Origin of the sequence: Butyricicoccus faecihominis (assembly GCF_014648015.1) — a bacterium.
Taxonomy (GTDB): Bacteria; Bacillota; Clostridia; order Oscillospirales; family Butyricicoccaceae; genus Agathobaculum; species Agathobaculum butyriciproducens.
In genome coordinates, this window is the sequence record NZ_BMQH01000001.1 from 273,605 (window position 1) to 299,046 (window position 25,442).

Annotated in this window: 25 protein-coding genes, 4 tRNA genes and 1 riboswitch; of the genes, 11 read left to right on the plus strand and 18 right to left on the minus strand. The window is 55.1% G+C overall.

Annotated elements, in window-relative coordinates; all coding sequences use genetic code 11:
* Positions 1 to 116 precede the first annotated feature (116 nt).
* Positions 117 to 479, plus strand: coding sequence for a hypothetical protein (locus IEY11_RS01200; RefSeq protein ID WP_118729452.1), 363 nt, complete (start codon positions 117 to 119; stop codon positions 477 to 479).
* Positions 480 to 662: 183 nt separating this feature from the next.
* Here the strand turns inward: IEY11_RS01200 and IEY11_RS01205 are convergent, their stop codons facing one another.
* The 12 genes from IEY11_RS01205 to IEY11_RS01260 all read right to left on the minus strand — a co-directional run bounded on the left by IEY11_RS01205 (position 663) and on the right by IEY11_RS01260 (position 11,304).
* The gene (locus IEY11_RS01205; protein ID WP_147358086.1) at positions 663 to 863 is read right to left on the minus strand and encodes a hypothetical protein; all 201 of its coding nucleotides are present in this window, start codon (positions 861 to 863) and stop codon (positions 663 to 665) included.
* Positions 864 to 911: 48 nt separating this feature from the next.
* The gene (locus tag IEY11_RS01210) at positions 912 to 1,187 is read right to left on the minus strand and encodes a zinc-ribbon domain containing protein (RefSeq protein WP_188885517.1); all 276 of its coding nucleotides are present in this window, start codon (positions 1,185 to 1,187) and stop codon (positions 912 to 914) included.
* Positions 1,188 to 1,263: 76 nt separating this feature from the next.
* A complete protein-coding gene (locus IEY11_RS01215) occupies positions 1,264 to 1,794 on the minus strand; it encodes a sigma-70 family RNA polymerase sigma factor (RefSeq protein WP_227601148.1) in 531 nt (176 codons plus the stop codon).
* A 205-nt stretch (positions 1,795 to 1,999) separates the two neighbouring features.
* Positions 2,000 to 3,838 carry a glutamine--fructose-6-phosphate transaminase (isomerizing) gene (glmS, locus tag IEY11_RS01220; protein ID WP_188885518.1) on the minus strand — a complete coding sequence of 613 codons (1,839 nt, stop codon included), beginning with the start codon at positions 3,836 to 3,838 and terminating at the stop codon, positions 2,000 to 2,002.
* Positions 3,839 to 4,316: 478 nt separating this feature from the next.
* Positions 4,317 to 5,669: a phosphoglucosamine mutase gene (gene glmM / locus IEY11_RS01225; RefSeq protein ID WP_188885519.1), complete on the minus strand. Its 1,353-nt coding sequence runs from the start codon at positions 5,667 to 5,669 to the stop codon at positions 4,317 to 4,319.
* 48 nt (positions 5,670 to 5,717) lie between these two features.
* A complete protein-coding gene (gene ruvB / locus IEY11_RS01230; RefSeq protein WP_181967744.1) occupies positions 5,718 to 6,758 on the minus strand; it encodes a Holliday junction branch migration DNA helicase RuvB in 1,041 nt (346 codons plus the stop codon).
* A 41-nt stretch (positions 6,759 to 6,799) separates the two neighbouring features.
* On the minus strand, positions 6,800 to 7,408 hold the full coding sequence (gene ruvA, locus IEY11_RS01235; RefSeq protein WP_188885520.1) for a Holliday junction branch migration protein RuvA: 609 nt from the start codon (positions 7,406 to 7,408) through the stop codon (positions 6,800 to 6,802).
* Positions 7,409 to 7,419: 11 nt separating this feature from the next.
* A complete protein-coding gene (gene ruvC, locus IEY11_RS01240) occupies positions 7,420 to 7,917 on the minus strand; it encodes a crossover junction endodeoxyribonuclease RuvC (RefSeq protein WP_337764176.1) in 498 nt (165 codons plus the stop codon).
* 149 nt (positions 7,918 to 8,066) lie between these two features.
* Positions 8,067 to 9,029, minus strand: a complete 963-nt coding sequence (locus IEY11_RS01245; protein WP_118729449.1) for a carbohydrate kinase family protein — start codon at positions 9,027 to 9,029, stop codon at positions 8,067 to 8,069.
* 3 nt (positions 9,030 to 9,032) lie between these two features.
* Entirely contained in the window at positions 9,033 to 9,896 is an 864-nt protein-coding gene (locus IEY11_RS01250; protein ID WP_188885521.1) for a Cof-type HAD-IIB family hydrolase, read from the minus strand.
* Positions 9,897 to 9,917: 21 nt separating this feature from the next.
* Positions 9,918 to 10,433, minus strand: a complete 516-nt coding sequence (locus IEY11_RS01255; RefSeq protein WP_188885522.1) for a M48 family metallopeptidase — start codon at positions 10,431 to 10,433, stop codon at positions 9,918 to 9,920.
* Position 10,434: 1 nt separating this feature from the next.
* A complete protein-coding gene (locus IEY11_RS01260; RefSeq protein WP_279289174.1) occupies positions 10,435 to 11,304 on the minus strand; it encodes a DMT family transporter in 870 nt (289 codons plus the stop codon).
* A 204-nt stretch (positions 11,305 to 11,508) separates the two neighbouring features.
* Here IEY11_RS01260 and IEY11_RS01265 point away from each other — a divergent pair.
* From IEY11_RS01265 to IEY11_RS15175, 5 genes are all read left to right on the plus strand, one after another.
* A tRNA-Leu gene (locus IEY11_RS01265) sits at positions 11,509 to 11,593 on the plus strand.
* Between the two features lie 22 nt (positions 11,594 to 11,615).
* Positions 11,616 to 11,701: transfer RNA gene (locus IEY11_RS01270), tRNA-Leu, on the plus strand.
* A 210-nt stretch (positions 11,702 to 11,911) separates the two neighbouring features.
* Positions 11,912 to 12,014: riboswitch (THF riboswitch) on the plus strand.
* A 69-nt stretch (positions 12,015 to 12,083) separates the two neighbouring features.
* Positions 12,084 to 12,665 carry a folate family ECF transporter S component gene (locus tag IEY11_RS01275; RefSeq protein ID WP_188885523.1) on the plus strand — a complete coding sequence of 194 codons (582 nt, stop codon included), beginning with the start codon at positions 12,084 to 12,086 and terminating at the stop codon, positions 12,663 to 12,665.
* Between the two features lie 526 nt (positions 12,666 to 13,191).
* Entirely contained in the window at positions 13,192 to 14,814 is a 1,623-nt protein-coding gene (locus IEY11_RS01280) for a mannitol dehydrogenase family protein (RefSeq protein WP_188885524.1), read from the plus strand.
* Between the two features lie 178 nt (positions 14,815 to 14,992).
* The gene (locus tag IEY11_RS15175; RefSeq protein WP_407926634.1) at positions 14,993 to 15,073 is read left to right on the plus strand and encodes a putative holin-like toxin; all 81 of its coding nucleotides are present in this window, start codon (positions 14,993 to 14,995) and stop codon (positions 15,071 to 15,073) included.
* A gap of 424 nt (positions 15,074 to 15,497) precedes the next feature.
* Here the strand turns inward: IEY11_RS15175 and IEY11_RS01285 are convergent, their stop codons facing one another.
* The 4 genes from IEY11_RS01285 to IEY11_RS01300 are packed head-to-tail and all read right to left on the minus strand — an operon-like array spanning position 15,498 to position 18,828.
* A complete protein-coding gene (locus IEY11_RS01285; RefSeq protein ID WP_407926633.1) occupies positions 15,498 to 16,922 on the minus strand; it encodes an MATE family efflux transporter in 1,425 nt (474 codons plus the stop codon).
* Positions 16,877 to 17,362, minus strand: a complete 486-nt coding sequence (locus tag IEY11_RS01290; RefSeq protein ID WP_118564323.1) for a DNA-deoxyinosine glycosylase — start codon at positions 17,360 to 17,362, stop codon at positions 16,877 to 16,879. Before IEY11_RS01290 ends, IEY11_RS01285 begins: the two co-directional genes overlap by 46 nt.
* Before the next feature lie 3 nt (positions 17,363 to 17,365).
* Positions 17,366 to 18,409, minus strand: coding sequence for an A/G-specific adenine glycosylase (locus IEY11_RS01295; RefSeq protein WP_188885525.1), 1,044 nt, complete (start codon positions 18,407 to 18,409; stop codon positions 17,366 to 17,368).
* Entirely contained in the window at positions 18,406 to 18,828 is a 423-nt protein-coding gene (locus IEY11_RS01300) for a PaaI family thioesterase (RefSeq protein ID WP_188885526.1), read from the minus strand. Before IEY11_RS01300 ends, IEY11_RS01295 begins: the two co-directional genes overlap by 4 nt.
* 1,224 nt (positions 18,829 to 20,052) lie before the next feature.
* On the opposite strand from IEY11_RS01300, the gene IEY11_RS01305 reads away from it, so the two are divergent.
* From IEY11_RS01305 to IEY11_RS01315, 3 genes are all read left to right on the plus strand, one after another.
* Positions 20,053 to 20,712, plus strand: coding sequence for a helix-turn-helix domain-containing protein (locus tag IEY11_RS01305; protein WP_118285335.1), 660 nt, complete (start codon positions 20,053 to 20,055; stop codon positions 20,710 to 20,712).
* A 79-nt stretch (positions 20,713 to 20,791) separates the two neighbouring features.
* A tRNA-Thr gene (locus tag IEY11_RS01310) sits at positions 20,792 to 20,867 on the plus strand.
* A gap of 21 nt (positions 20,868 to 20,888) precedes the next feature.
* Positions 20,889 to 20,973 (plus strand) — tRNA-Tyr (locus tag IEY11_RS01315).
* 1,070 nt (positions 20,974 to 22,043) lie between these two features.
* On the opposite strand, the gene tsf is transcribed toward IEY11_RS01315, so the two are convergent.
* Together tsf and rpsB are read right to left on the minus strand one after the other, a co-directional pair.
* The gene (gene tsf, locus IEY11_RS01320) at positions 22,044 to 22,976 is read right to left on the minus strand and encodes a translation elongation factor Ts (RefSeq protein ID WP_118646320.1); all 933 of its coding nucleotides are present in this window, start codon (positions 22,974 to 22,976) and stop codon (positions 22,044 to 22,046) included.
* A 120-nt stretch (positions 22,977 to 23,096) separates the two neighbouring features.
* A complete protein-coding gene (gene rpsB, locus IEY11_RS01325) occupies positions 23,097 to 23,822 on the minus strand; it encodes a 30S ribosomal protein S2 (protein WP_110436512.1) in 726 nt (241 codons plus the stop codon).
* A 296-nt stretch (positions 23,823 to 24,118) separates the two neighbouring features.
* Between rpsB and IEY11_RS01330 the strand changes: the two genes are divergently transcribed.
* Complete coding sequence (locus tag IEY11_RS01330) at positions 24,119 to 24,979, plus strand: polysaccharide deacetylase family protein (RefSeq protein ID WP_188885527.1); 861 nt, start codon at positions 24,119 to 24,121, stop codon at positions 24,977 to 24,979.
* A complete protein-coding gene (locus IEY11_RS01335) occupies positions 24,980 to 25,225 on the plus strand; it encodes a YlmC/YmxH family sporulation protein (RefSeq protein WP_117492272.1) in 246 nt (81 codons plus the stop codon). It begins immediately after the preceding gene.
* The last annotated feature ends 217 nt before the right edge of the window (positions 25,226 to 25,442 follow it).

Here is a 25,442-nt window from a genome sequence, read left to right on the forward strand (position 1 = left end):
TCTTTTTATCAAGAACTACCCCAATTACAGGAGTTATCGCCTATGCCCAGCAATATACCATCAAAGTCCGATGAAAACGGCGCAGCCGAATTCATCAGTACCAGAAACTATGTGACTTGGATTACTATTCCCGCTTTTCGCACGAGGAACTGGAATCCAAGCACGCCGACATTCTGCATTTATACGAGGCCCTTAAGAAAGACACCCGCGTTTGGATTGCCTTATCGTTCGCCCTGATTCCGGTTAGTGCGTTTATCTTAAGGGACTTTTATCTGCTTCTCACCAATCCCACCTATGCCTTCTACACATCAAAAAATATGAACATCGCGGAGATTATAGCTCTTCTCATACATATCAGAGCCCTTCTGCTGCACGCAGCATTCATCGCATTTTCCGTTTCTGACGGTTTCTATCTCGGCTTTCTTCGCCGGCAGAAAGAGACGATCGAGGAGCTGCTTACCATCAACGAAGCCAAGTAAAGGATCTTCTCTATGCATTTCTGCATTTTTAAGCGCAACGAAACGCTGGACGTACTTCTGCTCCCCCACAAGGGAACAAACATGTACAGCTTCGTGAATCTTAGCAAAGGCCATATCTGCCCTTGCTTATTTCCCAGTATTGATGCCGCTATTGCTGACCTTGACGACCGGCAGAAACGTGGCTTAATCCTGAAATACGATGTTATTGCTTAAAATCAAAAGAAAACCTCTGCTCATTTTGAGCAGAGGTTTTCTTTTGCCGCAAGCCGCCCTTCGCCTGCGGATCCGATTCTTCATTTCTTTATCATTTTTCGGAACACACATTCCCTTGCCGATTCCTTTCCTTTGGGCAAAGAAAAAAGCACCAGCAATGAGAAAAGTCATTACTGGCACTTTTAACGTGTCATTTATTGATTTTTTATCGTTACGGTATCACTGCTCACGCATCTTTGCGAAGCACTCGCTGCAATATACCGGGCGGTCAGATTTCGGCTCGAACGGAACGCGAGCCTCGCCGCCACAAGCAGTACAGGTAGCGGTGAAGAACTCACGCGGACCGCGTGCAGCGTTCTTGCGCGCGTCACGGCAGCTCTTGCAGCGCTGCGGCTCGTTCTGGAAACCGCGCTCTGCGTAAAACTCCTGCTCGCCGGCGGTGAACACGAACTCCTTACCGCATTCCTTGCATACTAAAGTCTTGTCTTCGTACATGGTTTTTACCTCTCTTTGATACTGTTCCCTCGGGAAACTTGAAATATATGCGTACAGACACTGCGCCTGCTATCGCCTAAATAGGTTTAATGGCTGCCGATTTTCGCTTGATGCGCTGGACGGCATTATCCACAGATTTGATTGGTTTGTGCAGCGCTTCGGACATCTCTTCATACGATAAGCCGTCCAAAAACAACGTCAAAACCTGTGCCTCAAATTCAGACAAAAGCGAGTAGAGCTTCTTTTTCCGCTCTTCCCTCTCCTCATTGCCGATAACAAGCGATTCAGGATCACCATTCGGTGCAGTTACCCGGGTACGCGATTCCGCAAGGTCTTCAAACAGAGGTCGATCGATTGACATGGACTGATTGAGCGGGTCGTGCTTGAGCGACGCTGCCGCCTTCACTGCGGAATAAATCTTCCGCGTGATGCACAACCGTGCAAACGCTCCAAAGGGTGCGCCCTTGCTCTCATCGTACTCCCGGACGGCATTCAGCAGCCCGAGCATCCCCTCCTGCATCAAATCCTCTGCATCGGCGCCTGCCAGAAAGTAGGGCCGCGCACAGGTCTTGACCAGACGGGTATAACGACGGATCAGATTCTCCATCGCGGGTCCGTCTCCCTGCCGTGCCAGACGGCACAGCTTTTCATCGGGAATCCCGTTCGATGGTTGTATTTGATAATCATTTCTCATGTCAATAGCTATTATACGCGGTAGAATTGGAAATGTCAAGAAACGATTGTCATCTTTACCGATATCACACAAAAACGTGTTCTCGTTTTTGTGCATTCATGACAATATCGTTGACGTTTTACTCTACAGTTACCGACTTTGCCAGGTTGCGCGGCTTATCGACATCACAGTTGCGCTCCACTGCGATATAGTATGCCAAAAGCTGCATCGGAATAATCGAAAGCGAAGCGGAAAATTCATACAGGCACTTCGGCAGGCGCACGATGTGCTGGCAGACCGACTCGTCCCCGGTGAAATCGTCCGTGGTGACGAGCACGACGCTTGCGCCGCGCGCTACAACCTCACGGATATTGGAGACTGTTTTCTCAAACAGTGCCGGCTGCGTTGCCAGAGCAACAACCAGAGTACCCTCCTCGATCAGCGAAATCGTGCCGTGCTTCAGCTCACCGGCAGCATACGCCTCCGAATGAATATAGGAAATTTCCTTCAGCTTGAGCGAAGCCTCGAGCGCGGCGGCATAGTCCAGCCCGCGGCCAAGGAAGAACACGCTCGAGCGGTTTGCATACAGCGTAGCGATACGCTGCATATCCGACTGGCACCCCAGTGTCTGCTCAATACATTCCGGCAGACGCTGCAGCTCAGCGCACAGCGCACGCTCGTCACCGATGGAAATCAGGCCGCGCACACGCGCGATCTTAACCGAGATGAGGTACAGAGCGGACAGCTGTGCGGAATATGCCTTGGTTGTCGCAACCGAAATCTCCGGGCCGGCCCAGGTATACAGCACACCGTCTGCTTCGCGCGCAATCGTCGAGGAAACGACGTTTACGATCGCAATCGTGAACGCACCTGCCTGCTTGGCCAGACGCATGGCAGCCAGCGTATCCGCCGTCTCGCCGGACTGGCTGATAACGATGCACATATCCTTTTTGCCGATGATCGGGTTCTCATAACGGAACTCACTGGCAACCTCTGCCGTGCAGCGAATGCGGCACATTGCCTCAATCACACGTTTGCCGACCATGCCTGCGTGCAGTGCAGAGCCGCAGCCGATGATATGAATATGCTCGATTTCACGCAGACGCTCGTCGGTCAGACCGTTGTCCTCGAACGCAACCGCATCGTTTTTGATACGCGGCTTAACCGTATCGGCAACTGCCTTGGGCTGCTCCATGATCTCCTTGAGCATAAAGTGCTGGTAGCCGCCCTTTTCCGCTGCGGACATATCCCACGTTACGGTCATGATTTCCTTCTCTACCGTATCGCCGAACTCGTTCATGACAACTACGCTGTCCGGGCGAACGATTGCAACCTCGTTATCATCCAGAATAATGTAACGCTTGGTGCGATTGATAATAGCGGTAATATCGGATGCGATCATGTTCTCGCCCTCACCGATACCGATAACCAGCGGGTTGCCGCGGCGTGCAGCAACGATCTCCTGCGTGTTATCCATCGAGACTACGCCCAGTGCGTAAGAGCCGCGCAGACGCTGCACGGCCTGCAGAACGGTCTTTGCCAGATCCTCCTGCTTGCCGGTGTGCAGATAGTCCACGAGGTGCGCGACAGTCTCCGTATCGGTCTCGGACTTAAACTCGTAGCCGTGTGCCTCCAGACGCTCACGCAGCTCCTTGTAGTTCTCGATAATGCCGTTGTGTACAACTGCTACCTTGCCCTTGCCGCCCAGATGCGGGTGTGAGTTGCGGTCGGACGGCTCGCCGTGCGTTGCCCAGCGGGTGTGGCCGATACCGCAGGTGCAGTACATGTCGCCGCCTTCCTCCTTGATCTTCTCCTCAAGGTTTGCAATGCGGCCGCGCGCCTTGACAACGCGCAGACCGTCCTTCGTGAAGGCAGCCACACCGGCAGAGTCATAGCCACGGTATTCCAGGCTATACAGACCCTTGATGAGAATCGGAAGCGCGTTCTCGCGTCCGGTGAATCCAACGATTCCACACATAAAATAATACTCCTTTGCAACGGTAAATATAACATATCTTCCGCAACATTTCAGTATGAGCCTTAGGCAGCACGGAATAATGAAAGCTGTGGCTTCTTGCACGAACTCCGGTCGCGCCTTATCGGTCCGTAAAACTCTCTCACAAATCGCTCTTGTTTAATTATTCCGTATTGCCTTACCTCAATATATGCGGTGAATTTCTAATTTTGGGTATAAAAATAGTGCGTTACGCATAACTGCTCTGTCGATACGGTCGCCCGTATGTTTTAACAGCCTGCTGACGATCAACCCACTTGTGACCGAAGGGCACCCGCCGAATACTTTCGATTAACCCTTTCCTCGTCAACTGCGATACCGGCTGCACCGCAGTTCTGGCGCTTAGCATATTATGGAATTGTGCGCAAATGCTCCCACCTCCCTGTTAAGAATGCAGAAAGTGGGTGTGAAAACCACACCCACTCCCGTTGGCTCCTTTACATTATACAACAGACTCGATGACTTTGGCAACCTTTTTTGCCAAAGTATCTACCTGCTCACTGTTCGTGCCCTCTACCATGACGCGCACAAGCGCCTCCGTGCCGGACGGACGAACCAAGATTCGGCCGTTATTGCCCAGCTCCGCAGAAGCCGCATCGATAGCCGCCTTGACCTCGGGCAGCTGCTGCAGGGTAGCCTTTTTATCGTTCGGCACCTTGACGTTGATCATCAGCTGCGGCCACGGCTCAACCTCAGCTGCGATCTCCGAGCACTTCTTGCCGCTCGCCTTGAGGATAGACATAAACTGCAGTGCAGTCAGCTCACCATCACCGGTGGACGCATACTCAAGGAAAATAACGTGTCCGGACTGCTCGCCGCCCAGAATGTAACCCTTCTTGAGCATCATTTCGAGCACATAGCGGTCACCTACATTGGAGCACTCGATCTTCATGCCGTTCTTATCGGCGTAGGCGTGCAGGCCCATGTTGGACAGAATGGTGGCAACAAATGCGCCGCCGCGCAGCTTGCCTTCCTTCTTCATGTGCGCCGCGCAGACTGCCATAATGCGGTCGCCATCCAGCTCCTCGCCGGTCTCGTCTACGATCAGGCAGCGATCCGCATCACCGTCAAAAGCAACGCCAAGATCAAAATTGCCCGAGCGGACGCGCTCCTTCAGCTGACCGAGATGCGTGGAGCCGCAGTTATCGTTGATATTGATGCCATCCGGCTCATAGAAGCGGATTTCCGCCTTGCACTCGACCAGACGCATGAGGCGCTCCACCGTCGTGGAGGAGGAGCCGTTTGCACAGTCCACCGCCACGCGCAGACCGGACAGGTCGCCCTTGATGGTATCTGCAAGATGGTCGGTGTACTCGACTACCGGGTCGATCTCGCTTTTGAGTACACGGCCGATCTTCTCGTGGGTCATCTTCGGAATAGACTCGAAATCGTCGATCAGGTCCTCAATCCTTGCCTCGGTTTCGTCCGGCAGCTTGTAGCCGTTGCCTGCAAAAATCTTGATGCCGTTGTACTCAAAGGAGTTGTGGCTTGCGGAAATGACAATACCCGCATCTGCCTTGTGCTTAATGGTGAGGAAAGCGACCGCCGGCGTCGGGATAACGCCAAGCAGCTCTACATCCGCGCCAACCGAGCAGGTGCCCGCGACGAGCGCGTTCTCCAGCATATCCGAGGATACGCGGGTGTCCTTGCCGATCAGCAGCTTCGCCTTGCGGCCGTGTGCAGACTCCTGCGTAAGTGCGTATGCCGCTGCCGCGCCGATCTTGAACGCCAGCAGTGCATCAAGTTCCGAGTTCGCTACACCGCGAACGCCGTCTGTTCCAAAATATCTACCCAAATGAAACACCTAACTTTCTTATATGATAAAGGCGGGGAAATGATTGAATTACAGCATTTGCTGTCCGTCCGCCGGTTCCAGATTCAAATGACGGTAAGCCTGCAGCGTCACGCAGCGTCCGCGCGGCGTGCGGCTGAGAAAGCCGATCTGCATGAGATACGGCTCATAAACATCTTCCAAGGTGATCGCTTCTTCGCCGATGGTCGCGGCCAGCGTGTCCAGTCCGACCGGACCGCCGCCGTAGTTCTGGATGATGCTTTTGAGCATCCTGCGGTCTACGTTATCCAGACCTAACTCATCAATCTCGAGTGCACGAAGCGCAATGTCGGCACTTTTTCTGTCAATCGTACCGGTGCCGATTACCTGCGCGAAGTCTCGCACGCGGCGCAGAAGCCGGTTGGCGATTCGCGGCGTACCGCGGCTGCGGCGCGCAATCTCGAATGCACCCTCGTGCTCGCACGGTACATTAAGAATGCCTGCCGAGCGTTCAACAATACCGCACAGCTCCTCCGGCGAATACAGCTCCAGGCGGAGCATAACGCCGAAGCGGTCACGCAGCGGACTGGTCATCTGACCGGCACGCGTAGTCGCGCCGATGAGCGTAAATTTCGGCAGGTCGATACGGATCGAGCGCGCCGAAGGCCCCTTGCCGATGATGATATCGAGTGCATAGTCCTCCATCGCGGGATAGAGAATCTCCTCTACCGCACGGTCGAGGCGATGGATCTCGTCAATAAACAAAATATCATTCTCTGAGAGATTTGTCAATAAAGCCGCCAAATCTCCCGCTTTTTCGATCGCCGGACCGCTCGTAACACGGATATTCACGCCCATTTCTGCGGCAATGATGCCCGCGAGTGTGGTCTTGCCCAGACCCGGCGGGCCGTACAGCAGCGTATGGTCGAGCGATTCACCGCGCATTTTCGCGGCCTGTATGTAAATACTCAGGTTTTCCTTAGCTTTTTTCTGACCGATATAGTCCGCCATGGATTTCGGACGGAGCGAATTCTCGGTCTCGTCCTCGCTGAGCTGGCGGGTGGAGATGATGCGCTCATCATCCGTCATGCCGCCGGAAAATTCAATACTCAAAGGTACACTCTCCTACTTGATCAGGCTTTTATCGTCCAAAATCAGGACTTGACCAGCTTTTTCAAGCACTGACGGATGATCTCGTCCGCCTCCATGCCGGCAGCATCCAGACCCTCCATCGCGTGCAGCGCCTCTGCCTGCGTATAGCCGAGCACCATAAGCGCCGCGACTGCCTCCTGCGTGTGGTTGACACCGCCGGAAACGGCGGCTGCCGCCACCGGAGACGCTGCAGATGCGGTCTCGAGCTGCTCCTTGCTCATCTTGTCGCGCAGCTCGAGTACAATGCGCTGTGCGATCTTCTTGCCGATGCCCGGCGCCTGCATGAGCATTTTTTCATCGCCGGTGATGATGCTGAGCGCCAGTCTGTCCGGCGGTGCGACCGACAGGATGGACAGCGCCGCCTTCGGGCCAACACCGTTAACGCTGGTCAGCATCAGGAAGCAGGACTTCTCCTCCTCGTCGATAAAGCCATACAGCTCAAACACGCCCTCACGGACATTGAGCCAGGTCAGCAGACGCGCTTTTTCGCCGGTTTTCAGCTTGCCGATGGTGTTCTGCGAAGCGTGACAGGCATAGCCTACACCGCTGCAGTCGATCACTGCAAGACCCTGCTGGAGCACGGAAACCGTGCCGTCTACATAATAAAACATCTATTTCAACCTCATAATAAGCCTTCATAGCGCATGGCCTGCCGGGAATGCCCGTGGCAGATGGCAAGCGCAAGCGCATCCGCGGCATCGTCCGGACGCGGCAGCTTGGTGAGATGGAGAATGCTTTTTGTCATTTCCATCACCTGTTTTTTCTCCGCGCCGCCATAGCCGACAACGGACAGCTTCACCTGATTTGGTGTATAGGATACCGGATGCAGTCCCTTCTGGGCCAGCGCCAGCAGAATTACACCGCGCGCCTGCGCAACCTGAATGCCGGTTGTGACGTTTTTCGAGAAGAAAAGCTCCTCGATTGCCACCTCGTCCGGGTGAAATGTGTCCACCAGCGTACAGATATCATCGTAAATCTCACATAAGCGCAGGTGCATTGGTATTCCGGGAGCGGTTTTTGCCGCACCGTACTGCACCGGCGTAAATTTCATATTATCGAACCGCACCACGCCGTAGCCAATCGTGCCATAGCCCGGGTCGATGCCAAGAATCGTTATCATTTCTTTATAACCTCAAAATTATACCACGTTTGCACACATTGTGCAATAAATTTTAGTGGCAGGTGAATGAAAAATTGAGAATGGCGAATTAAGAACTGCGGTTACGCGCAAAGCGTGTTATTGAATTGCCGCCCTGTGGGCGGACACATTCATTCTCCATTTTCCATTTTCAATTCTTCTTCTGTTGGCATAACCGCGCCCTTATGCTGCACGGTATACGCCGAGCATTCGGACGAAAATGTCAGATAATCCGCGAACTTTTCCTGCGGGATGTCAGCGAGCGTTTCCGCTGTCACACCGTCACGGGTAAGCTGATACAGGAACGACCCGATGAACGAATCGCCCGCTCCGGTGGTATCCGCGACCGTCACCGGCAGTGCTTCGGTCTCGGCGCTCGCGTTCGGCGTGTAGACTGCCGCGCCGTCCGCGCCGCGTGTCACAAGCAGCAGCCTGCAGCCCTGCGAAAACAGAAGTTCTGCCGCTTCCCTCTCGGTTTTGCAGCCGGTGCAGAATTCAACTTCATCATCCGACAGCTTCACGAGGTCTGCACACGGCAGAAATTCACGAATTGCTGCCTGACAGCTTTCCGGGCTGTCCCACAGCGGCAGGCGCACGTTCGGGTCGAACGAGAGAAACGCGCCTGCGTCCTTTGCCAGCCGGATGGCCTTGCGATGTGCCTGCTTGACAGGTGCATCCACCAGATCGACCGAGCAGAAGTGCAGCGCGGCACAGTCCGCGAAAATATCCGGCGTGATCTGTGCTTCATCGAGAAACAGGTCTGCCGAGGGATTGCGGTAGAAGGAAAACTCGCGGTTGCCGTTCTTATCAAGTGAAACAAACGCCAGCGCAGTATTCGCCCGTTCGGTGCGGAACACACTCGAGGTATCCACGCCGTTTGCGCGCAGCGTTTTGAGAATGTGCGTACCGAATGCGTCCTCTCCCACCTGTGAAATCATCTGCGCTCTGCCGCCGAGACGCGCCACTGCGGTTGCAACATTGGCCGGCGCACCGCCCGCGACACGCTCAAACTGCACGACCTCATCAAGTGCACAGCCGCGCTGCTGCGGTACGAAATCAATGAGCAGTTCGCCGATTGCCACTACTTTTTTCATCGTTCATTCCCCCAGAATATGTCGGTAAATCGCCTGTGCGACACCGTTTTCCATATTGCTGCCGGTGATAACGTCCGCTGCTTCGCAGATGCACGGCTCGCTGTTTGCCATGGCGACGCCCAGTCCCGCCATCTGCAGCATGGTCAGATCGTTTTCACTGTCACCGATAGCGATGACGTTGGCCAGCGTGCAGCCGAGGTGATGCGCCAGCCATTCCAGTCCGCGTCCCTTGTGCACACCCACGCGGTTGACCTCGACATTGCGCAGCTCTCCGCCATACATGACGGACGGTGCCAGCTCGAAAATGCCGTATTTATCGAGTGCAGCTGTCAGCGGCGCGATCGCATTCGGGTCATCGTGATAAAGAATCGCCTTGGTGAACGGGCGCGGCTCGCGCGCGAGCACAGCGCGCCACGCATTCTTGTCCCCAACAAAGTGATAACCCTCGTCGGCCTCATCCATCACGACCCGTCCGCGCCGCTGCAGGTTTTCGAGGAAATGCCGAAAAGCATGTCCATAGTACAAATCCTGCGTGGTATACAGGCATGGGTCGGTATCAATGGCGGTGCACTCGTTCAGGATGATGTCCACCATTTCTGTGCTCAGACCGTCGAAGAACGCCGGTTCCCTGTCGTCCGGATGCTGCACTGCCGCGCCGTTTGCGGTGACGAGCCAGTCCGGTGCGGCTTCCAGCTGTTCGCTGAAGCGGCGCACCTCGCGCACGTTGCGTCCGGTGCACAGCACGATCTGCACGCCCGCCTGCTGCGCCATGCGTACCGCGCGGGCGTTCTCCGGCGTGATGCGGCTCTGCGCATCCAGCAGCGTTCCGTCTAAATCCAACGCCAGAATTTTGTATTGATTCGTCATATTCATACTCGTTTCCTGTTCTCATTCGCGCAGCATGGCACGCCGCGCACGATAATCGGGTAAATAGCGCTCCACCAGCGCCCAGAACTGCGGTCCATGGTTTTTATGTGCAATGTGCGCCAGTTCATGCACCACCACATAGTCGATAGCGGGTTCGGGATAGTCCATCAGCCGCCATGAGAAGCAAATACTGTTTTTGCCGCTGCACGAGCCGAACCGTGTTCTCGCTGAGGTGATCTTCAGTCCGGTCGGGTACAGGTTCATCAGTTTTGCGTAATGCTGTACCTTGGGCGGCAGCTCTATTTTCGCTCGGCGGATAAGCTCAGCCTGCCTGGCCTCATCCGGCTCCGGATGTGCCGCACGGCAGGACTGCTGATCGGCAAGTGCGCGAGCTATCCAGTCCGTATGCTCCGCGACAAACCGTTCAATACGGTATTTTGCCAACCGCAGCGGCGCACGAACGATCACACGCCCCTCACGCGTCACCTGCACAGCAAGCGTCTTGCGTTTGGAGCGAACCAGTTCGTACTCGATCATATCATTGTCCCTTGCGCTCCAGATTGCGGTTATAGAAGAACACCGCGACCGAAATGCCGCAGATCAGCAGATAACCGAGGACGCTCCAGCCGTCCGGCAGCTGGCCGAACAGGAAAAAGCCGAGGATAGCCGAGAAGATGACCTGCGTGTAGTCGAACACCGAAATCTCCTTGGCCGGTGCATTGGCGTACGCGAGCGTTACGCCGAACTGTCCGAGCGCGGCTGACGCACCTGCGCCGATCAGGCAGAAGAACTGTCCCCATGTCATTGGGTGGTAGTCCGTGATCATAAACGGTACGCATACCAGCGTGGAGAACATCGAGAAGAAGAACACGATGCGGGCGCTCTTTTCGCCCTTCCGGCTGAGTGCGCGTACACAGGTGTAGGCCGCGCCTGCACCTGTGCCGCCCAGCAGGCCGATAATTGCCGGGAAGGTTGCCGAGGAAAAACCCGGCTTGATAATCAGCATGCTGCTGCCGAATGCCGCAAGCACCGCCGCGTACTGGAATACGCTGGCCCGCTCCTTCAGCAGAATGAGCGAGAAGATGATAGCGAAAAACGGCGACATTTTATTAAGAATGTTTGCATCTGCCAGTACGAGATGGTCAATAGCGTAGTAATTGCAGAAAATGCCGAGTGTACCGCAGGTTGCGCGTATGATGAGCAGCGGCAGGTTGCCCTTTTCCCACTTAAAACCAACCTTTTCGCGGCACAGCACCACGGCGGCCACTGCCACCGCGACCAGATTGCGGAAAAATGTTTTCTGCGTGAACGGCAGATCACCCGCCAGACGCACGAATGCCGCCATCATCGCAAAACCGAATGCGGACATAATGATAAAACCGATTGCCTTACTTTTTTTAGAAAGCACTGAAGTCTTCCTCCTTTTTCGCTGTGAGTTTTCTGACTGCTTCTATTGTAACACACAAACTGTTTCGCGTGGCAGAGAAATCGTCTGTTTTTCGCGTTTTGAAATTTTTCAAAAAAAATTTAAAAAAAGGTGTTGACATTTGGCGTTCACATGGATATAATAATTCTTGTCGCTGACAGTGAGGCGACTCGATGAGAACAGAATGCGAGTGTGCTGGAACTGGTAGACAGGCACGTTTGAGGGGCGTGTGTCGATCGACGTACGGGTTCAAGTCCCGTCACTCGCACCACCTTCTTTCAACAACAAAATATGCGGATGTGGCGGAATGGCAGACGCGCTAGCTTCAGGTGCTAGTGTTCGCAAGGACATGGGGGTTCAAGTCCCCCCATCCGCACCAAGTTAAAGAGCTTCAAACGTAAGTTTGAAGCTCTTTTTCTGTACTTTTCGGAAAGCTCATCGGAGTAGGGAGGAGGCTGTCCAATACCCTTGTCTAACAGATTGTCTGCTATTTCACCCAATTCCGCAGAATGCACCAAAACCAAGCCGACAGACTACGGATTTTCTGTATTGACACCTGCTCAAACCGTGGTACAATTATAACAGAAAAAGCAGAGTAGAGCACAATGCGTTAAGTGCCGCTGAAACGGGGAGTTGTTCGGCGGACGAAAGGGAGCCTTTTCCTTGCGGTATTGTGGTCGCATCCCGCTGCTGCAACTGTTTAGGCACTTTCCTAAATCGCTGTGGCAACAGATGAATTTGATTAGGAGGTGTCTTTTTCTATGTCTAAAACTCCGAATATCTTTGTCCGCTCGCTGCGTGAGCTGAGGTCCACCCGCTGTCTGGCGGTCACGGCGCTGCTCATTGCGATCAACGTCACGCTGGATCTGCTCGGTCTGTCGATCAAGCTGCCGCCCAACCTGCGTATCGGCTTCGGCTTCCTGTGCAATGCGTCGATCGGCATGCTGTTCGGCCCGGTCGTCGGCATGATGGCCGGCGTGTGCACCGACGTGCTCGGCTACTTTGCGGGCAACCTGTCCATGGGCGCGTATTTCCCGGGCTATACGCTGACAGCCGTTGTAGGCGGTCTGATCTGGGGTCTGTGGCTGTATCCGCGCAAGGTCACTGTATGGCGTGCCATCGGCGCAAAGACCTGCATCAACCTGTTCTGCAATATCTGCCTGAACACCCTTTGGCTGACCGTCACCGGCGGCAAGGCGATGAGCGTGCTGCTCGTTACGCGCGTGCCGAAAAACCTTATTCTGCTGCCGATCGAGATCGTGCTGGTCTATTTCGGCATGAAGCTGGTCAACCGTATCTATGGCGCGCTGCCGAATGGAAAGACCGCTGCGGAAAACTCTTGAGTAAGAGCGGAGAGAAACCTGTCTCCACCTGATAACAGTCCCCCGGCTCTGTCGCTTGACAAAACCGGGGGATATGCTATAATAAAGCCAAAGGGACACTGTTACAGCAGTCAGGCCCTTGTACTTTCATCAGTTAAATTTTGAAGACCGTTTCGGGTACCAGCCGGACGGTCATCGCGCTTTTATACAGAAAATGTACAGTACAATGACCGCACATACAAAAAGCTGAAATGCTTTCTTCTGCACTTGCGCCACCTCCTTCCTGCCGCGGACTGCGGGAAAGGAAAAGAGGGTCTGACCGCCTTATGTAACAGTGTCCGCAATGATTATAGCATATAACACCGAATAAAGTCGATCAGCCGCCTTTTCGGGCGGTTTTTGTTTTATTTGAAAACATTGGCAGCACGCTTTCAGCTTTTTGTGAATAATTCTGTTTTTCCCTATGCAAACGGCTGATTTTTTGTTATACTATATATGATTGGAGAAGAACGGTACAGTCCGTTCGCTGAAAGGGAGTGACCTCTTTATGAAACTTACAAAAGAGAGTATTAAACATAACGTGGCATGGAAGGGTTATCGTCTGCCGCAGTACGACATTGACGCCGTGCGCGAAAACACCCACAAGGCACCGACTTGGCTGCATTTCGGCGCCGGCAACCTGTTCCGCGCCTTCCCGGCTGTACTGGCGCAGCGCCTGCTGACCGCCGGTCTGTCCGACACCGGCATTATCTGCTGCGACGGCTACGATGAGGAGCTGATCGACCGCTGCTACCGCGCCTGCGATCATCTGTCGCTGGTTGTCACCCTGTATTCCAACGGCACGATCAACAAGGAAGTGGTTGCGTCCGTTACCGAAAGCCTCAAGCTGAGCGAGGACATGCTGCGCCTGAAGGACATTTTCCTGGCGCCGAGCCTGCAGATGATCAGCTTTACGCTGACCGAGAAGGGCTATATCATCCAGGACGACACCCGTGAGTTCCTGCCGGACTACAAGCACGACCGCGAGAACGGTCCGGAAGGCTGCCAGTCCTTCTTCGGCAAGCTGACCGCACTGTGCCTCGAGCGCTGCCGCGCCGGTCTGTCTCCGCTGGCACTCGTTTCGCTGGATAACTGCTCGGATAACGGCACCCGTCTGGAGCGTGCTGTCCGTCACATGGCACGCGCATGGCAGCGTGGCGGCTTCATCACCGAGGATGAGTATTACTTCCTGCTCAAGAAGAATACCTTCCCGCTGTCCATGATTGATAAGATTACCCCGCATCCGGATAACCGCATCGCAGACAAGCTGGCGGCTGACGGTCTGGAGAACGCAAAGCCGTTCGTAACCGAAAAGGGCACGCACGCGGCTGTTTACGTCAACTCCGAAAGCCCGCACTACCTGCTCATCGAGAACGCATTCCCGAACGGTCATCCGGCTCTCGAGCAGTGCGGCGTTATCATCACCCGCCGCGACATCGTTGAGAAGTCTGCGATGATGAAGGTAAGCACCTGCATGAACCCGATGGATACCGCCCTCGGCGTATTCGGCTGCATGCTCGGCTACACCCGCATCAGCGACGAGATGAAGGACACCGAGCTGGTCAACCTCATCACGCGCCTGAGCGAGCAGGAGGCAATGCCGATGGTAGCCGACCCGGGCGTTATCGACCCGGAGGCATTCCTGCACGAGGTTCTTGGCGAACGTTATCCGAACCCGTTCCTGCAGGATTCCCCGCAGCGTACCGCAACCGATACCTCGCGTAAGATTGCGCCGCGCTTCGGCACCACGCTGTACGCTTACTATAACTCCATGCTGCCCGCACACCGTGCCACCAGGCTGATTTACATTCCGCTGGTACTGGCCGGCTGGCTGCGCTATCTGGAAGGCGTGGACGATAACGGCAGCGAGTTCACCCTCAGCCCCGACGCGAATATCGAGCATGTCCGCGCACTGATGGGCAACCCGAAGCTGGGCGATGACGTAAGCGAGGCTCAGCTGTATCCGCTGCTGGCAAACCGCTACTACTTCGGTGTCAACCTGTTTGAGATCGGCGTAGGCGAGACCGTTGTCCGCATGTTTGGTGAGATGAACCGCGGCCCGCACGCTGTCCGCGAGACGCTGCAGAAGTACTGCGGCGAGGAGCAGGAGCAGGAGTGGATTTTCTCTTAATTACCGAAAAACCGTAAGACAAAAGGCGAACCGTAAGGTTCGCCTTTTTGTATGCAGATAAAACAAAAACCGCCACAAAAGGCGGTTGATTGACAAGGTATTGCAATATATGCTATACTCAGAATGTCAACAACGATGTGAAACAGGTTGTTCCTCCCAACATAAGGGAGGTGATGACATGGTCACTTATTCCGATCTGTTCCAGTTCGGTCTTCTGATCGTTGCTATCATCAGTCTATGTCTGAAACATAGAAGATAACCGCCCCTGAAAAGGAGCGGCGTTTCCTCAATTAACCAAGTTTTTTAGGAACGACCGCTCTTTCGCAGAGAGCCATCGTTGTTGATACCATTATAACGCAGTGCCCCGGTTTTGTCAAGCGACAGAGCCGGGGCGCTGTTATTCAGTTATCCGTTAACAAGGGTTACAATACCTTTCCAAAGAGCGTAAAGCAAGTCCTCGAATGACGCCTGCGGGTTATGAATGGCAATCCATACAAAGCCCGCCGTTAAAAGGACAGTTACTACGATTATCACCCAGAAACAATACCATCTCTGTTTAGGTGTCATATGATTTCCCTCCTCAGTCATAACGGTATTTTTCACCTCGGGGAGTTTACGGCTTATATCTATATATTAAAAGATATTCACGGTTTGCAAAGGGATTTTGCACAGAAGCCGGTGCATTATTTTTGTCCGGCGGCAACCCGTAATCCCGGTGCATACCTCAGCCATTTCCCGCTCTTGAGCCGCAGGAAGAAGCAGATCGACCGGCACAGCCAGTCACCGATCATGGCAATCCAGATGCCGATCGCGCCCATGCCGAAGTGCACCGCGAGAATATATCCCGCGACAAGTCGCAGTCCCAGCATGGAGATAATCGAGCACACCATCGGATACCGCACGTCGTTCGCCGCACGCAGGATATTCGGCATGGCGAACGAGGTCGGCCACAGGAAGATCGCGCAGCCGTTGTGGATCATAATCAGCGTCATGCCGAGCGCAAGCGCCTCCGCAGACACGCTGTAAATCTTGAGGATAAGCGGCGTGCACGCAATCGTGACAAGGCAGGTGCTCGCGGTAACGGCGTAGGTGATCATCATCAGCTTTTTCGCCATGCGGCGCGTCTGCGGCTCATCGCCCGAGCCGATGCACTGCCCGATAACGGTTATCATCGCCAGGCTCATCGCCTGACCCGGAATGACGGCTACGGCATCCAGATTGTTCGCCAGCGCATTCGCGGCAATCTGGGTCGTGCCGAACAGCGAGATCATGCTCACGACGAGCACGCGGCCCAGCTGAAACAGGCTGTTTTCCAGTCCGTTCGGCACACCAATCTGCAGAATGCGGCGGATCAGCTCCTTATCCGGTCGAAACCGCTGTCCGCGCCGCAGAGAGACCGTGTGCTCGGGGTTCAGCAGCAGAATCGTGATAGCGACAGCCGCCGTGCCGCGCGACAGCACGGACGAAAGCGCTGCGCCTCCGACGCCCCACTTGAACACGAAAATGAACAGCGAGTTGCCAATGAGGTTGACGATGTTGATCAGTCCCGCAATCAGCATGGAGATACGCGAGTTGCCCTGTGCGCGGAACAGCGCCGCACCGGCGTTGTAAATCGCCAGAACAGGGTAGGAGAACACGCTGACCGTCAGGTAGGTGAGCGCGCTCTGCATCACGTCGTCCTCGATCGTGCCGAACAGCAGCCGCAGCAGCGGTGCGCGGAACAGCATGACGAGCGTCGAGATGATCAGCGCAATGACCGTCACAACTAAGTACAGCTGCTTGGAGGCGTCGCATGCACGGTCGTTTTTTCTCGCGCCGAGCAGCTGCGCGACCACGACCGCGCCGCCGGTCGCCAGCGCAGAAAAGATGTTGATGATGAGTACGTTGAGCATATCGACCAGCGATACGCCGGAAACCGCCGCTTCACCGACCGAGGAGACCATCATCGTGTCGGCCAGACCGACCGTGATGGCGAGTACCTGCTCGATAACGAGCGGAAAAATCAGCTTTTTGAGTGCAGCATTTGGAAATAACTCTTTACTCGTAAAAAATACACCTCGAATCAGAGAATAACGCGGTACGCCTCGATCAGCCGTTCGAGCGACCAAGCGGCGTTCGCGGGACTGGTGGAGGGCAGCTGCGTGATGGGAACGCCGGTTTTCGGCTCGATCAGCCTGCGGTACAGTTGCGCCGACTTGCCGCCGGTGGCAAAAATGCGCGTAATTTTGCTCTCGCGGAGCAGGCGGCCTATGTCATTCGGCTCGGCGTTGCGGATAGACGTGTCGGACGCGCCCGCAATATCGCATTTGGCGATGGTGTCCCACAGCGCCACATGATGCCGCAGGCACATCGCGCGCTTGTCCTCAATGGAGACCGGCACCTCCTCGCTGAGCACAGCCGCCAGCACGCGCCAGAACCGGTTCTGCGGGTGGCCGTAAAAGAATCCGACCTCGCGGGATTTCGGGCTTGGAATCGAGCCGAGCAGCAGCACGCGCGACTCGCTGTCGTACAGCGGCGGAATGGTGTGAATGATGGTTTGCAGTTGCATGGATCAGTCCTCCAGTACGGAAACAAAGCTGCGGAATGCGCTCGGCAGCGCATAAGCATCACGCAGCTCGGCAGGTGTGACAAAGGTGAGAGTGGGTGCAGGTGCGTCCAGTTCGACATACACGCCGTTCATGTGCCACTCCACATGGGTGAAAATATGCTTGGCAGGCCGCAGAGAGAGCAGCTTTCGCACGCTCCAGCCCATTTCGGTGAGCGCCGCGCGCAGCTCGTCCGGCGAGAGATGGCCATCGAGCGACGGCAGCTCCCACAGACCGGCGAGCAGACCCTTTTTGGGTCTCTGCCGCAGACCGACAAGCTGACCGCAGCGCACAACAAGTGCGGTGCGGTTTTCCACTCTCCGCGCCTTTTTTGCGGCTCGGAGCGGCAGCACAGCCGCATTGCCGCGATGAAAGCCCTCGCAGAGATGCTGAATCGGGCAGTCGGCACAGCGCGGTGCGCCGTTCGGCAGACAGACCGTTGCACCGAGTTCCATCAGCGACTGGTTGAGATCGCCGGAACGGTCGGACGGCATGAGTGCGGCGAACCGCTCGCGCGTCTGCTTTTTGAACTTTGCGTCCGTGATCGGCGTGAAATCGTTATCGAGCCGCGCCGCCACACGCAGAACATTGCCGTCCACCGCCGGAACAGGCAGCCCGAACGCGATAGACGCCACCGCGCCTGCCGTATATTCACCGACGCCGGGCAGAGCAAGCAGCCTGTCGTAATCGGCAGGCAGTTCGCCGCCGTATTCTTCGCACAGCAGGACCGCTGCACGGTGCAGGTTGCGCACGCGGCTGTAGTAGCCGAGCCCCTCCCAGAGCTTGGTGTAAACGGCCTCGTCCGCCGCCGCGAGAGCGGGAATATCGGGCAGCGCGTTCATCCAACGGGAAAAATAGCCGCGCACGGCCTCTACGCGCGTCTGCTGCAGCATGATCTCGCTCACCCAGACGCGGTAGGGAGTAGGCTCAGACCGCCACGGCAGGTCGCGGTGACCGGCGTCATACCAGTCCAGCAGCGGCTGCACGATGGCCTTGCTTACCCCGCTCAATATTTCATGTCATCCAGCGTAGCGCCGGTGTAGAACATGGTGAAGGTTGCGTCGGCAATGTGCTTGCCCTCGTCGTCGTGCACCTCGACCATGTAGACCGACACCTTGCGGCCGCGCTTGCGCTCGTACGCCACAGCGGTCAGTTTTTTGCCGCAGCGGCCTGGACGGTAGTAGTGGATGGTGCTGTCGAGCGTGACGGCCACCGTGCCCTGAGACGCCGCCGCAGAGCCGGCCGCAATGTCGCACAGCGAGAAGATCGTGCCGCCGTGCGCCATGCCGAGCGGATTGAGCAGCTCGGGGGTCAGGTCGAGTTCTACGGTTGCGCCGCCGTCCTTGTCGAGCGTCACAACGTGCATGTGCATCAGTTTGTTTAAGCCGCCGGCTTCCTGCCGCAGCTTGAGGATTTCTTCGATGGTCAAGGTTAGGACTCCTTTATCATGATATAATCTTTTGATAAACGATGGTTTTTCGCCTTCGAGGCGAACGGTTCTTGCCTGCGCGGCAGGCGCACAAGAGGGTAGACACCAAGGTTTCTACCCTCTTGAGAATCACCCATTTCCTTAGAGGGCACGGCGCAGATTGCCGACATGTGACCGCTGCGAAGCAGGGGAGCGGCAGAGGAGTTTTTCTTCCGCAGAGACGCACTGCGTGCGCTCATGTATCCGCATATTCGCAGTGTCGGATACCGTTCTGCTACACAGACCAGCTACTCTACGCAGGCGCGACATACCCGTGTCGCGCAATTCGTGAGCGCGTTATGATAGATAGGGCCTGCGCAGGATAACTTGCACCAAACGCTTAATTCGTAGGTGCTGTCTGTAATCTCCAGACTTACGAATTGTGCGGCACTGTTATGCCGCGCCTGCGTTGACTAAACCGCCTGTGTAGCAGTACGCTGTCTGTGAACTGCGAATATTTTGCGAAACAAACGCAAGAGTAACCCGACTGCCGTTCCTTTATTTCGCAGCGGTCACATATAGGAAATCTGCGCCAGATTGGGAAGCAAGGGAAAGGTAGGAGTTCAAAGAGGAAGGAAAACCGCAGGTTGTCCTTCCTTTTTGCCCCCGCGGCGGGCGCCGCAGTCTCCCGCGCTCCGCAGAGCGCAACTCCTCGCTGAGGTTCAGCAAAAGAACGGCCGCCCGTTAGGGGCGAACACGCTGACGCAGTTCGCGTGCCCCGGTTAGCCGGTGCTGAAAAACTGCCGCCCGTCAGGGGCGAACACGCTAACGTAGTTCGCGTGCCCCGGTTAGCCGGTGCTGAAAAAACTCCCGCCCGTTAGGGACGAACCGCCTGCGCAGTTCGCGTGCCCCGGTCAATCGGTGCAGGATAATAGGTGAAATCTGCAATATTACTCTATTTTATTATAAAATGCACCCGCTCCTGCGTCAAGTGCAACCGCCCGGCGAAGCCTGACGAATTTTTCTAACAACCGTCGGATTACACAATCCCCAATATGTAGTTACCAATCGAAAACAGGACAACAAAATGCAGGGAAAAGTGTCGAAAATACAAAGTGAGCCTGTCGAAATGCGTCGAATATGACTGTTTTCTGTACTTTACAAACGGTAATACAGCGAGTATAATATAAATATATATTTTATAGTTGTGCCTTCTGCGGCACAACGCAGACGGAGAATGTTGGAATGAGTGATTTTTCGCGCACGCTTGCGCTTCTGCGACGGGAAAAGAAAATAAGTCAAAGAGCGGCAGCGGGCGACCTCGGCGTTTCGCAGGCGCTTCTCAGCCACTATGAGAACGGACTGCGCGAACCCGGTCTGTCTTTTGTCGTGCGTGCGGCGGATTATTACGGTGTGTCCTGTGACTACCTGCTTGGCCGTTCGATGGCGCGTGACGGCTCTGCTGTGCCTGCTGAGCGCATGGAGGGCACGGACACCGAGACGGAGCACAGCCGGATCGTGCAGGCGGCAGCCCTGCTGCTGCAGGTTGCTGAATCGCTCGAGAGCAAGCAGCTTTCGCACGAGATCGAGTCGTATTTCGCGGTTGCAATCTACAAGGTATACCGCTATCTCTACATGGCTGACCCGGCCGGGGTGGATGCGGTGTTCCGCGCGCCGCAGGATCGATTCGAGTACCTGTGCGATGCCCGCATGAAGGAGCATGAGCTGAAAATCCGTCTGGCGGCCAACGGCGAGGAAGGCTGCGGTCTGACGCAGGAGAATATCCGGCGGATGCCGCTCGCCCCGAGCGAGATTGCACGGCGTTATCCGGATTTGTCGAGCGCACTGCTGACTGTTCTGCAGCAGGTGTCGGATTCGATCGATCGGAAAAATAAAATGCAATAATTTCGGACAAACCTATTGACAAATACACCGGTGTGAGGTATACTAAATAAGTCGCTGAGACAAGACGACTTGATGAAACGCTGGTGTAGCTCAGTTGGTAGAGCAGCTGATTTGTAATCAGCAGGTCGGGGGTTCAAGTCCGTCCACCAGCTCCAATCAAGCTGGTAATTGAATATGGAAGGTTTCCCGAGTGGCCAAAGGGAACAGACTGTAAATCTGTCGTCTATGACTTCGGTGGTTCGAATCCACCACCTTCCACCAAAACAGAAGGACATTCCAAAAGGAATGTCCTTTTTCTGTTTTGGCGGAAGGTGGTTGTGGATTCGAAAGCCGGCTCTTAGAAACGTGCCGGTGGCACGTTTCAACCGGCGTGGCTTCCGTCGCAACGGAAGCGAATCCACCACCGGACGGGTCGGCAGGCGTGTGGCAGTGCGGTTAGGGGACTGCACCAGACGCTCAAGTTAGGCACACGCCTTAAACGGAGCGCCGGCTCTTGGAAACAGCCCGGTGGGCTGTTTCAATCACCGTGGCTTTCACCGCAGTGAAAGCGAATCCACCACCGGACGGGTCGGCACGCGTGTGGCAGTGCGGTTAGGGGACTGCACCAGACGCTCAAGTTAGGCACGCGCCATATACGAAGGAATGAAAAACAGGCACGCGCCTAATTCGAAGGAAAGAGCGCTCGTTCGATAGCGAAGTCAACCTGCACAGGCTATTTGGAACGATTTATTGTCGTTTGCGATGTTACCTCGTAGGGGCGCACAGTGTGCGCCCGGGCAGCGCAAAATCATACGGGGCGTGGGCGAACAATGTTCGCCCCTACGGGATAGATTGTACAGACCGAAAAATATTTCCCTGAGTTGACCATTCGTGGTCAATTTTTTCCTCAATTCAGCATATAGGTGAGGGCAGAACCATTGCCGGTCAGGGCAAATGCAGCAGCGCATTAGCGGGCGTGAGAACCAATCGGCGGCGACCTGAGCCGATGAAGCTGCTCCATCGAACAGAGCAAAATACAGCCTTGTTGGGAATCAACAGGGCTTATTCCCATGCCCATCGTTTTTTCTCGCCCGGAAAACGCGATTTCTCGTCCGAAAAACGGCATTTCTCGTCCGGAAAATCCACAGAGCAGAGAAGAGCAGAGGACAGAACAGAAGAGGAGAGTAGAGCATAGCAGAGAACAGCAGAGCAGAAACAAGATTGAGAATGGAGAATGATTCTGACTGACCTGACCCTGACTGACGAAAAGAGATTTTCTAAATTGCTTTCTGCAAATAAAAAGGACCTCCGGTAAAACCGGAAGTCCTTGATCTATCGTTTTGGTAACGAGATTACTTAGCCATGGAAGCAACTTCTGCTGCGAAGTCGTCAACCTTCTTCTCGATGCCCTCGCCCTTCTCGAAACGAACGCACTTTACGAGCTTGATCTCGCCGCCCAGCTCCTTGGCAACAGCCTTGATGTGAGCCTCAACGGAAACCTTGTTCTCCTTAACGAAAGCCTGCTGCAGGAGGCAGTTCTCCTCGTAGTACTTGCCGATACGGCCGTCTACCATCTTGTGGATGATCTGCTCCGGCTTCGGCTTAGCAGCGGTCTTGTTCTCCTCGAGAGCCTGGATCAGGAGGATCTCCTTCTCCTTTGCGAGGGTAGCCTCGTCAACGTCGGACTTGTCCAGGAAGGACGGGTTCATAGCAGCAGCCTGCATGCCGATGTCCTTGCCCAGCTCCTTAACAGCAGCGTTGTCCTTCAGGCTGTCGGAAACTTCCAGACCAACCAGAACGCCGATTACGCCGCCCATGTGGTTGTAAGCAACGTTAACGGTGGAGTCGTCGAAACGCTCGAAACGACGGATCTGCAGGTTCTCGCCGATGGTCAGAACCTTCTCCTGCAGAGCGTCCTGAACGGTGCCTTCGCCCATCTTGCAAGCCTTGAGAGCCTCAACGTCAGCCGGAGCGTCCTTGATAACAACGTTAGCAACGTCGGAAACGAACTGCTGGAAGTCAGCGTTCTTAGCAACGAAGTCGGTCTCGGAGTTTACCTCGATGATTGCGCCTACGCCGCACTCATCACATACGGTAGCCTTGACCAGACCCTCAGCAGCGATGCGGTCTGCCTTCTTGGCAGCCTTAGCCAGGCCCTTCTCACGGAGCAGCTCGATAGCCTTGTCGAAGTCGCCGTCGGCCTCGGTCAGTGCCTTCTTGCAGTCCATCATGCCTACGCTGGTCATTTCGCGGAGCTTCTTTACGTCAGCAGCGGTAAAAGCCATTTTATTATTCCTCCAATTTATGATTTTACGATGAAAAAAAACGTAGGGCACAACGAACACCGGCGCGCCGGGTCGTCGCGCCCTACGAACAACTCACTGAATGTTATATTGAGTTATGAATTACTCAGCCTTTGCGTCAGCCTTAGCCTCAACCTCGAGCTGCTCGCCCTGCTTGCCTTCCAGAACAGCGTTAGCCATGGTCTGGGAGATCAGCTTGATAGCGCGGATAGCGTCGTCGTTGCCCGGGATAACGTAGTCGATCTCGTCCGGATCGCAGTTGGTATCAACGATTGCAACGATCGGAATGCCCAGCTTGCGTGCTTCTGCGATCGCGTTCTTCTCCTTGCGGGAGTCAACTACGAACAGAGCGCCCGGAAGCTCCTTCATTTCCTTAACGCCGCCGAGGTACTTCTCGAGCTTAGCGATCTCGAGCTGGAGCTTGATAACTTCCTTCTTCGGGAGCAGATCGAAGGTGCCGTCAGCCTGCATCTTCTGCAGCTGGTTCAGACGAGCGATACGGGTACGCATGGTCTTGAAGTTGGTCAGCATGCCGCCCAGCCAACGTGCGTTAACGTAGAACTGACCGCAACGCTCAGCCTCTTCCTTGATTGCGTCCTGTGCCTGCTTCTTGGTGCCGACGAACAGGATGGACTTGCCGGAAGCTGCCATATCGCGTACGAAGAAGTATGCTTCCTCGAGCTTCTTTACAGTCTTCTGGAGGTCAATGATGTAGATACCATTGCGCTCGGTGAAGATGTAGGTAGCCATTTTCGGGTTCCAACGACGGGTCTGATGGCCGAAGTGTACGCCGGCCTCCAGCAGCTGCTTCATAGAAATTACTGCCATTTTGTTTTTCCTCCTTGGTTTTTCCTCCATCCCTGATCATCTGACAGCGGCAACAGAACGAATGTCCCATCACCGACCGCTTTCATCACGGGATGTGTGAATTCATGCTATGATAGTTTACACCAATGGGGGAGGGATGTCAAGAGGAAAGTTGAAAATTGAGGATGGAAAATGGAGAATGGAGAATGAACGATACGGTTTACGGTGTTTCCCCGGGGGTGGCAGTGCATGAAATGCATACCGCAGGGTGCTGAAATCTTTTTTCGCTGCATAAATTATGACAGGAGGGGATTTCTTTGCGATTGGGTTTTCGTCACACCGCGTTTCAGGCGGTATGCACGGTTTTGGTTTTATGCTTTGCGCTCGGACTGCTTCAGCGTGCCGACACGGTGCAGCCGGTATTCGGGGAGGACAGCGTGCGTGTACCGATTCTAATGTATCACAGCATTCTCAAGGACAGCGCACGGCAGGGCAAATATGTTATCTCGCCGGCGGTTTTGGCGGCCGATTTGGACGCCTTGCAGGCGAAGGGGTATACCGCCATAACGGTAAGCGATCTGCTGGCGTATGTGCAGGACGGTGCAGACCTGCCGGAGAAGCCGGTGATGATCACCTTCGATGACGGCTACTACAACAACTACATTTATGCCTATCCGCTGCTCAAACAGCGCGGAATGAAGGCAGTTGTGTCCATCATCGGCAGCCAGACCGCGCTTTTCACCGACAACGGAGAGGAAAACGCCTACTGGTCGCATTTGCGGCTTGACCGCCTGCGCGAAATGCAGGATGTGTTTGAGGTGCAGAATCATTCGTGGAATCTGCACGAGTACGGCGAACGCCGCGGCTGTCTGCGCCGGAGAGGCGAGGACGAAACGCGCTATGAGACCCTGCTCCGCGAGGACACCGAGCAGACGCAGACGCTCATCACGGACGCCGGACTGCCCGCGCCGACCTGCTACACCTATCCGTTCGGTGCGTGCTCCAAGGAGAGCGAAACGCTGCTCAAAAGCATGGGCTTCCGGTGTACGCTCGGGTGCGAGGAGCGCGTCAATACCGTTACACGAAACCCGGACTGCCTGTTTGAACTGGGGCGGTTCAACCGTCCGGCAGGGCAGAGCACGGAAAGCTTCCTGCACCGCGCGTTAGGAGAGGATTAAATGCAGAATACCATGCGATTTTCCGAGCTGCACTGCCGTGAGGTGATCAATCTGTGCGACGGAGCACGGATGGGTGAGGTGAGCGATCTGCTGTTCGATCCGGTCTGCGGACAGATTACCGCACTCGTCGTGCCCGCGCAAAGCGGCATTGCAGGGCTGTTCTCTAAAAATGACTGCGTTATTCCGTGGGGGTGCATTGAAACCCTTGGGGAAGACTATATTCTGGTCCGGTATAGACCTAAATAATACCGGATTAGACCTGTACCGTAGGGCGGGGCACTCCAGAGTGGCGTCTCTTGCCCTACGGAGAAGACAAAATCACATCAAATGCAAAAAGAAAAAGGCGGACAACTGTCCGCCTCAGCTTGTCGAAAAAGCAATATTCGATTTTTATGCTTCGTGCGGCAGCACGCATTCAATCGAATTTGCTTTGCAAATTCATAAATTCCGGGAGCATGTATCT

What these genes read in the sequence shown, in the direction of transcription:
- ruvC (WP_337764176.1), bottom strand. Translation starts at nt 7,917, where the DNA reads ATGATAACGATTCTTGGCATCGACCCGGGCTATGGCACGATTGGCTAC.
- IEY11_RS01305 (WP_118285335.1), top strand. Translation starts at nt 20,053, where the DNA reads ATGAGTGATTTTTCGCGCACGCTTGCGCTTCTGCGACGGGAAAAGAAA.
- IEY11_RS01215 (WP_227601148.1), bottom strand. Translation starts at nt 1,794, where the DNA reads ATGGAGAATCTGATCCGTCGTTATACCCGTCTGGTCAAGACCTGTGCG.
- IEY11_RS01275 (WP_188885523.1), top strand. Translation starts at nt 12,084, where the DNA reads ATGTCTAAAACTCCGAATATCTTTGTCCGCTCGCTGCGTGAGCTGAGG.
- IEY11_RS01255 (WP_188885522.1), bottom strand. Translation starts at nt 10,433, where the DNA reads ATGATCGAGTACGAACTGGTTCGCTCCAAACGCAAGACGCTTGCTGTG.
- IEY11_RS01245 (WP_118729449.1), bottom strand. Translation starts at nt 9,029, where the DNA reads ATGAAAAAAGTAGTGGCAATCGGCGAACTGCTCATTGATTTCGTACCG.
- IEY11_RS01210 (WP_188885517.1), bottom strand. Translation starts at nt 1,187, where the DNA reads ATGTACGAAGACAAGACTTTAGTATGCAAGGAATGCGGTAAGGAGTTC.
- IEY11_RS01280 (WP_188885524.1), top strand. Translation starts at nt 13,192, where the DNA reads ATGAAACTTACAAAAGAGAGTATTAAACATAACGTGGCATGGAAGGGT.
- IEY11_RS01250 (WP_188885521.1), bottom strand. Translation starts at nt 9,896, where the DNA reads ATGACGAATCAATACAAAATTCTGGCGTTGGATTTAGACGGAACGCTG.
- IEY11_RS01205 (WP_147358086.1), bottom strand. Translation starts at nt 863, where the DNA reads ATGACTTTTCTCATTGCTGGTGCTTTTTTCTTTGCCCAAAGGAAAGGA.
- rpsB (WP_110436512.1), bottom strand. Translation starts at nt 23,822, where the DNA reads ATGGCAGTAATTTCTATGAAGCAGCTGCTGGAGGCCGGCGTACACTTC.
- tsf (WP_118646320.1), bottom strand. Translation starts at nt 22,976, where the DNA reads ATGGCTTTTACCGCTGCTGACGTAAAGAAGCTCCGCGAAATGACCAGC.
- IEY11_RS01290 (WP_118564323.1), bottom strand. Translation starts at nt 17,362, where the DNA reads ATGCAACTGCAAACCATCATTCACACCATTCCGCCGCTGTACGACAGC.
- IEY11_RS15175 (WP_407926634.1), top strand. Translation starts at nt 14,993, where the DNA reads ATGGTCACTTATTCCGATCTGTTCCAGTTCGGTCTTCTGATCGTTGCT.
- IEY11_RS01335 (WP_117492272.1), top strand. Translation starts at nt 24,980, where the DNA reads ATGCAGAATACCATGCGATTTTCCGAGCTGCACTGCCGTGAGGTGATC.
- glmS (WP_188885518.1), bottom strand. Translation starts at nt 3,838, where the DNA reads ATGTGTGGAATCGTTGGATTCACCGGACGCGAGAACGCGCTTCCGATT.
- ruvA (WP_188885520.1), bottom strand. Translation starts at nt 7,408, where the DNA reads ATGTTTTATTATGTAGACGGCACGGTTTCCGTGCTCCAGCAGGGTCTT.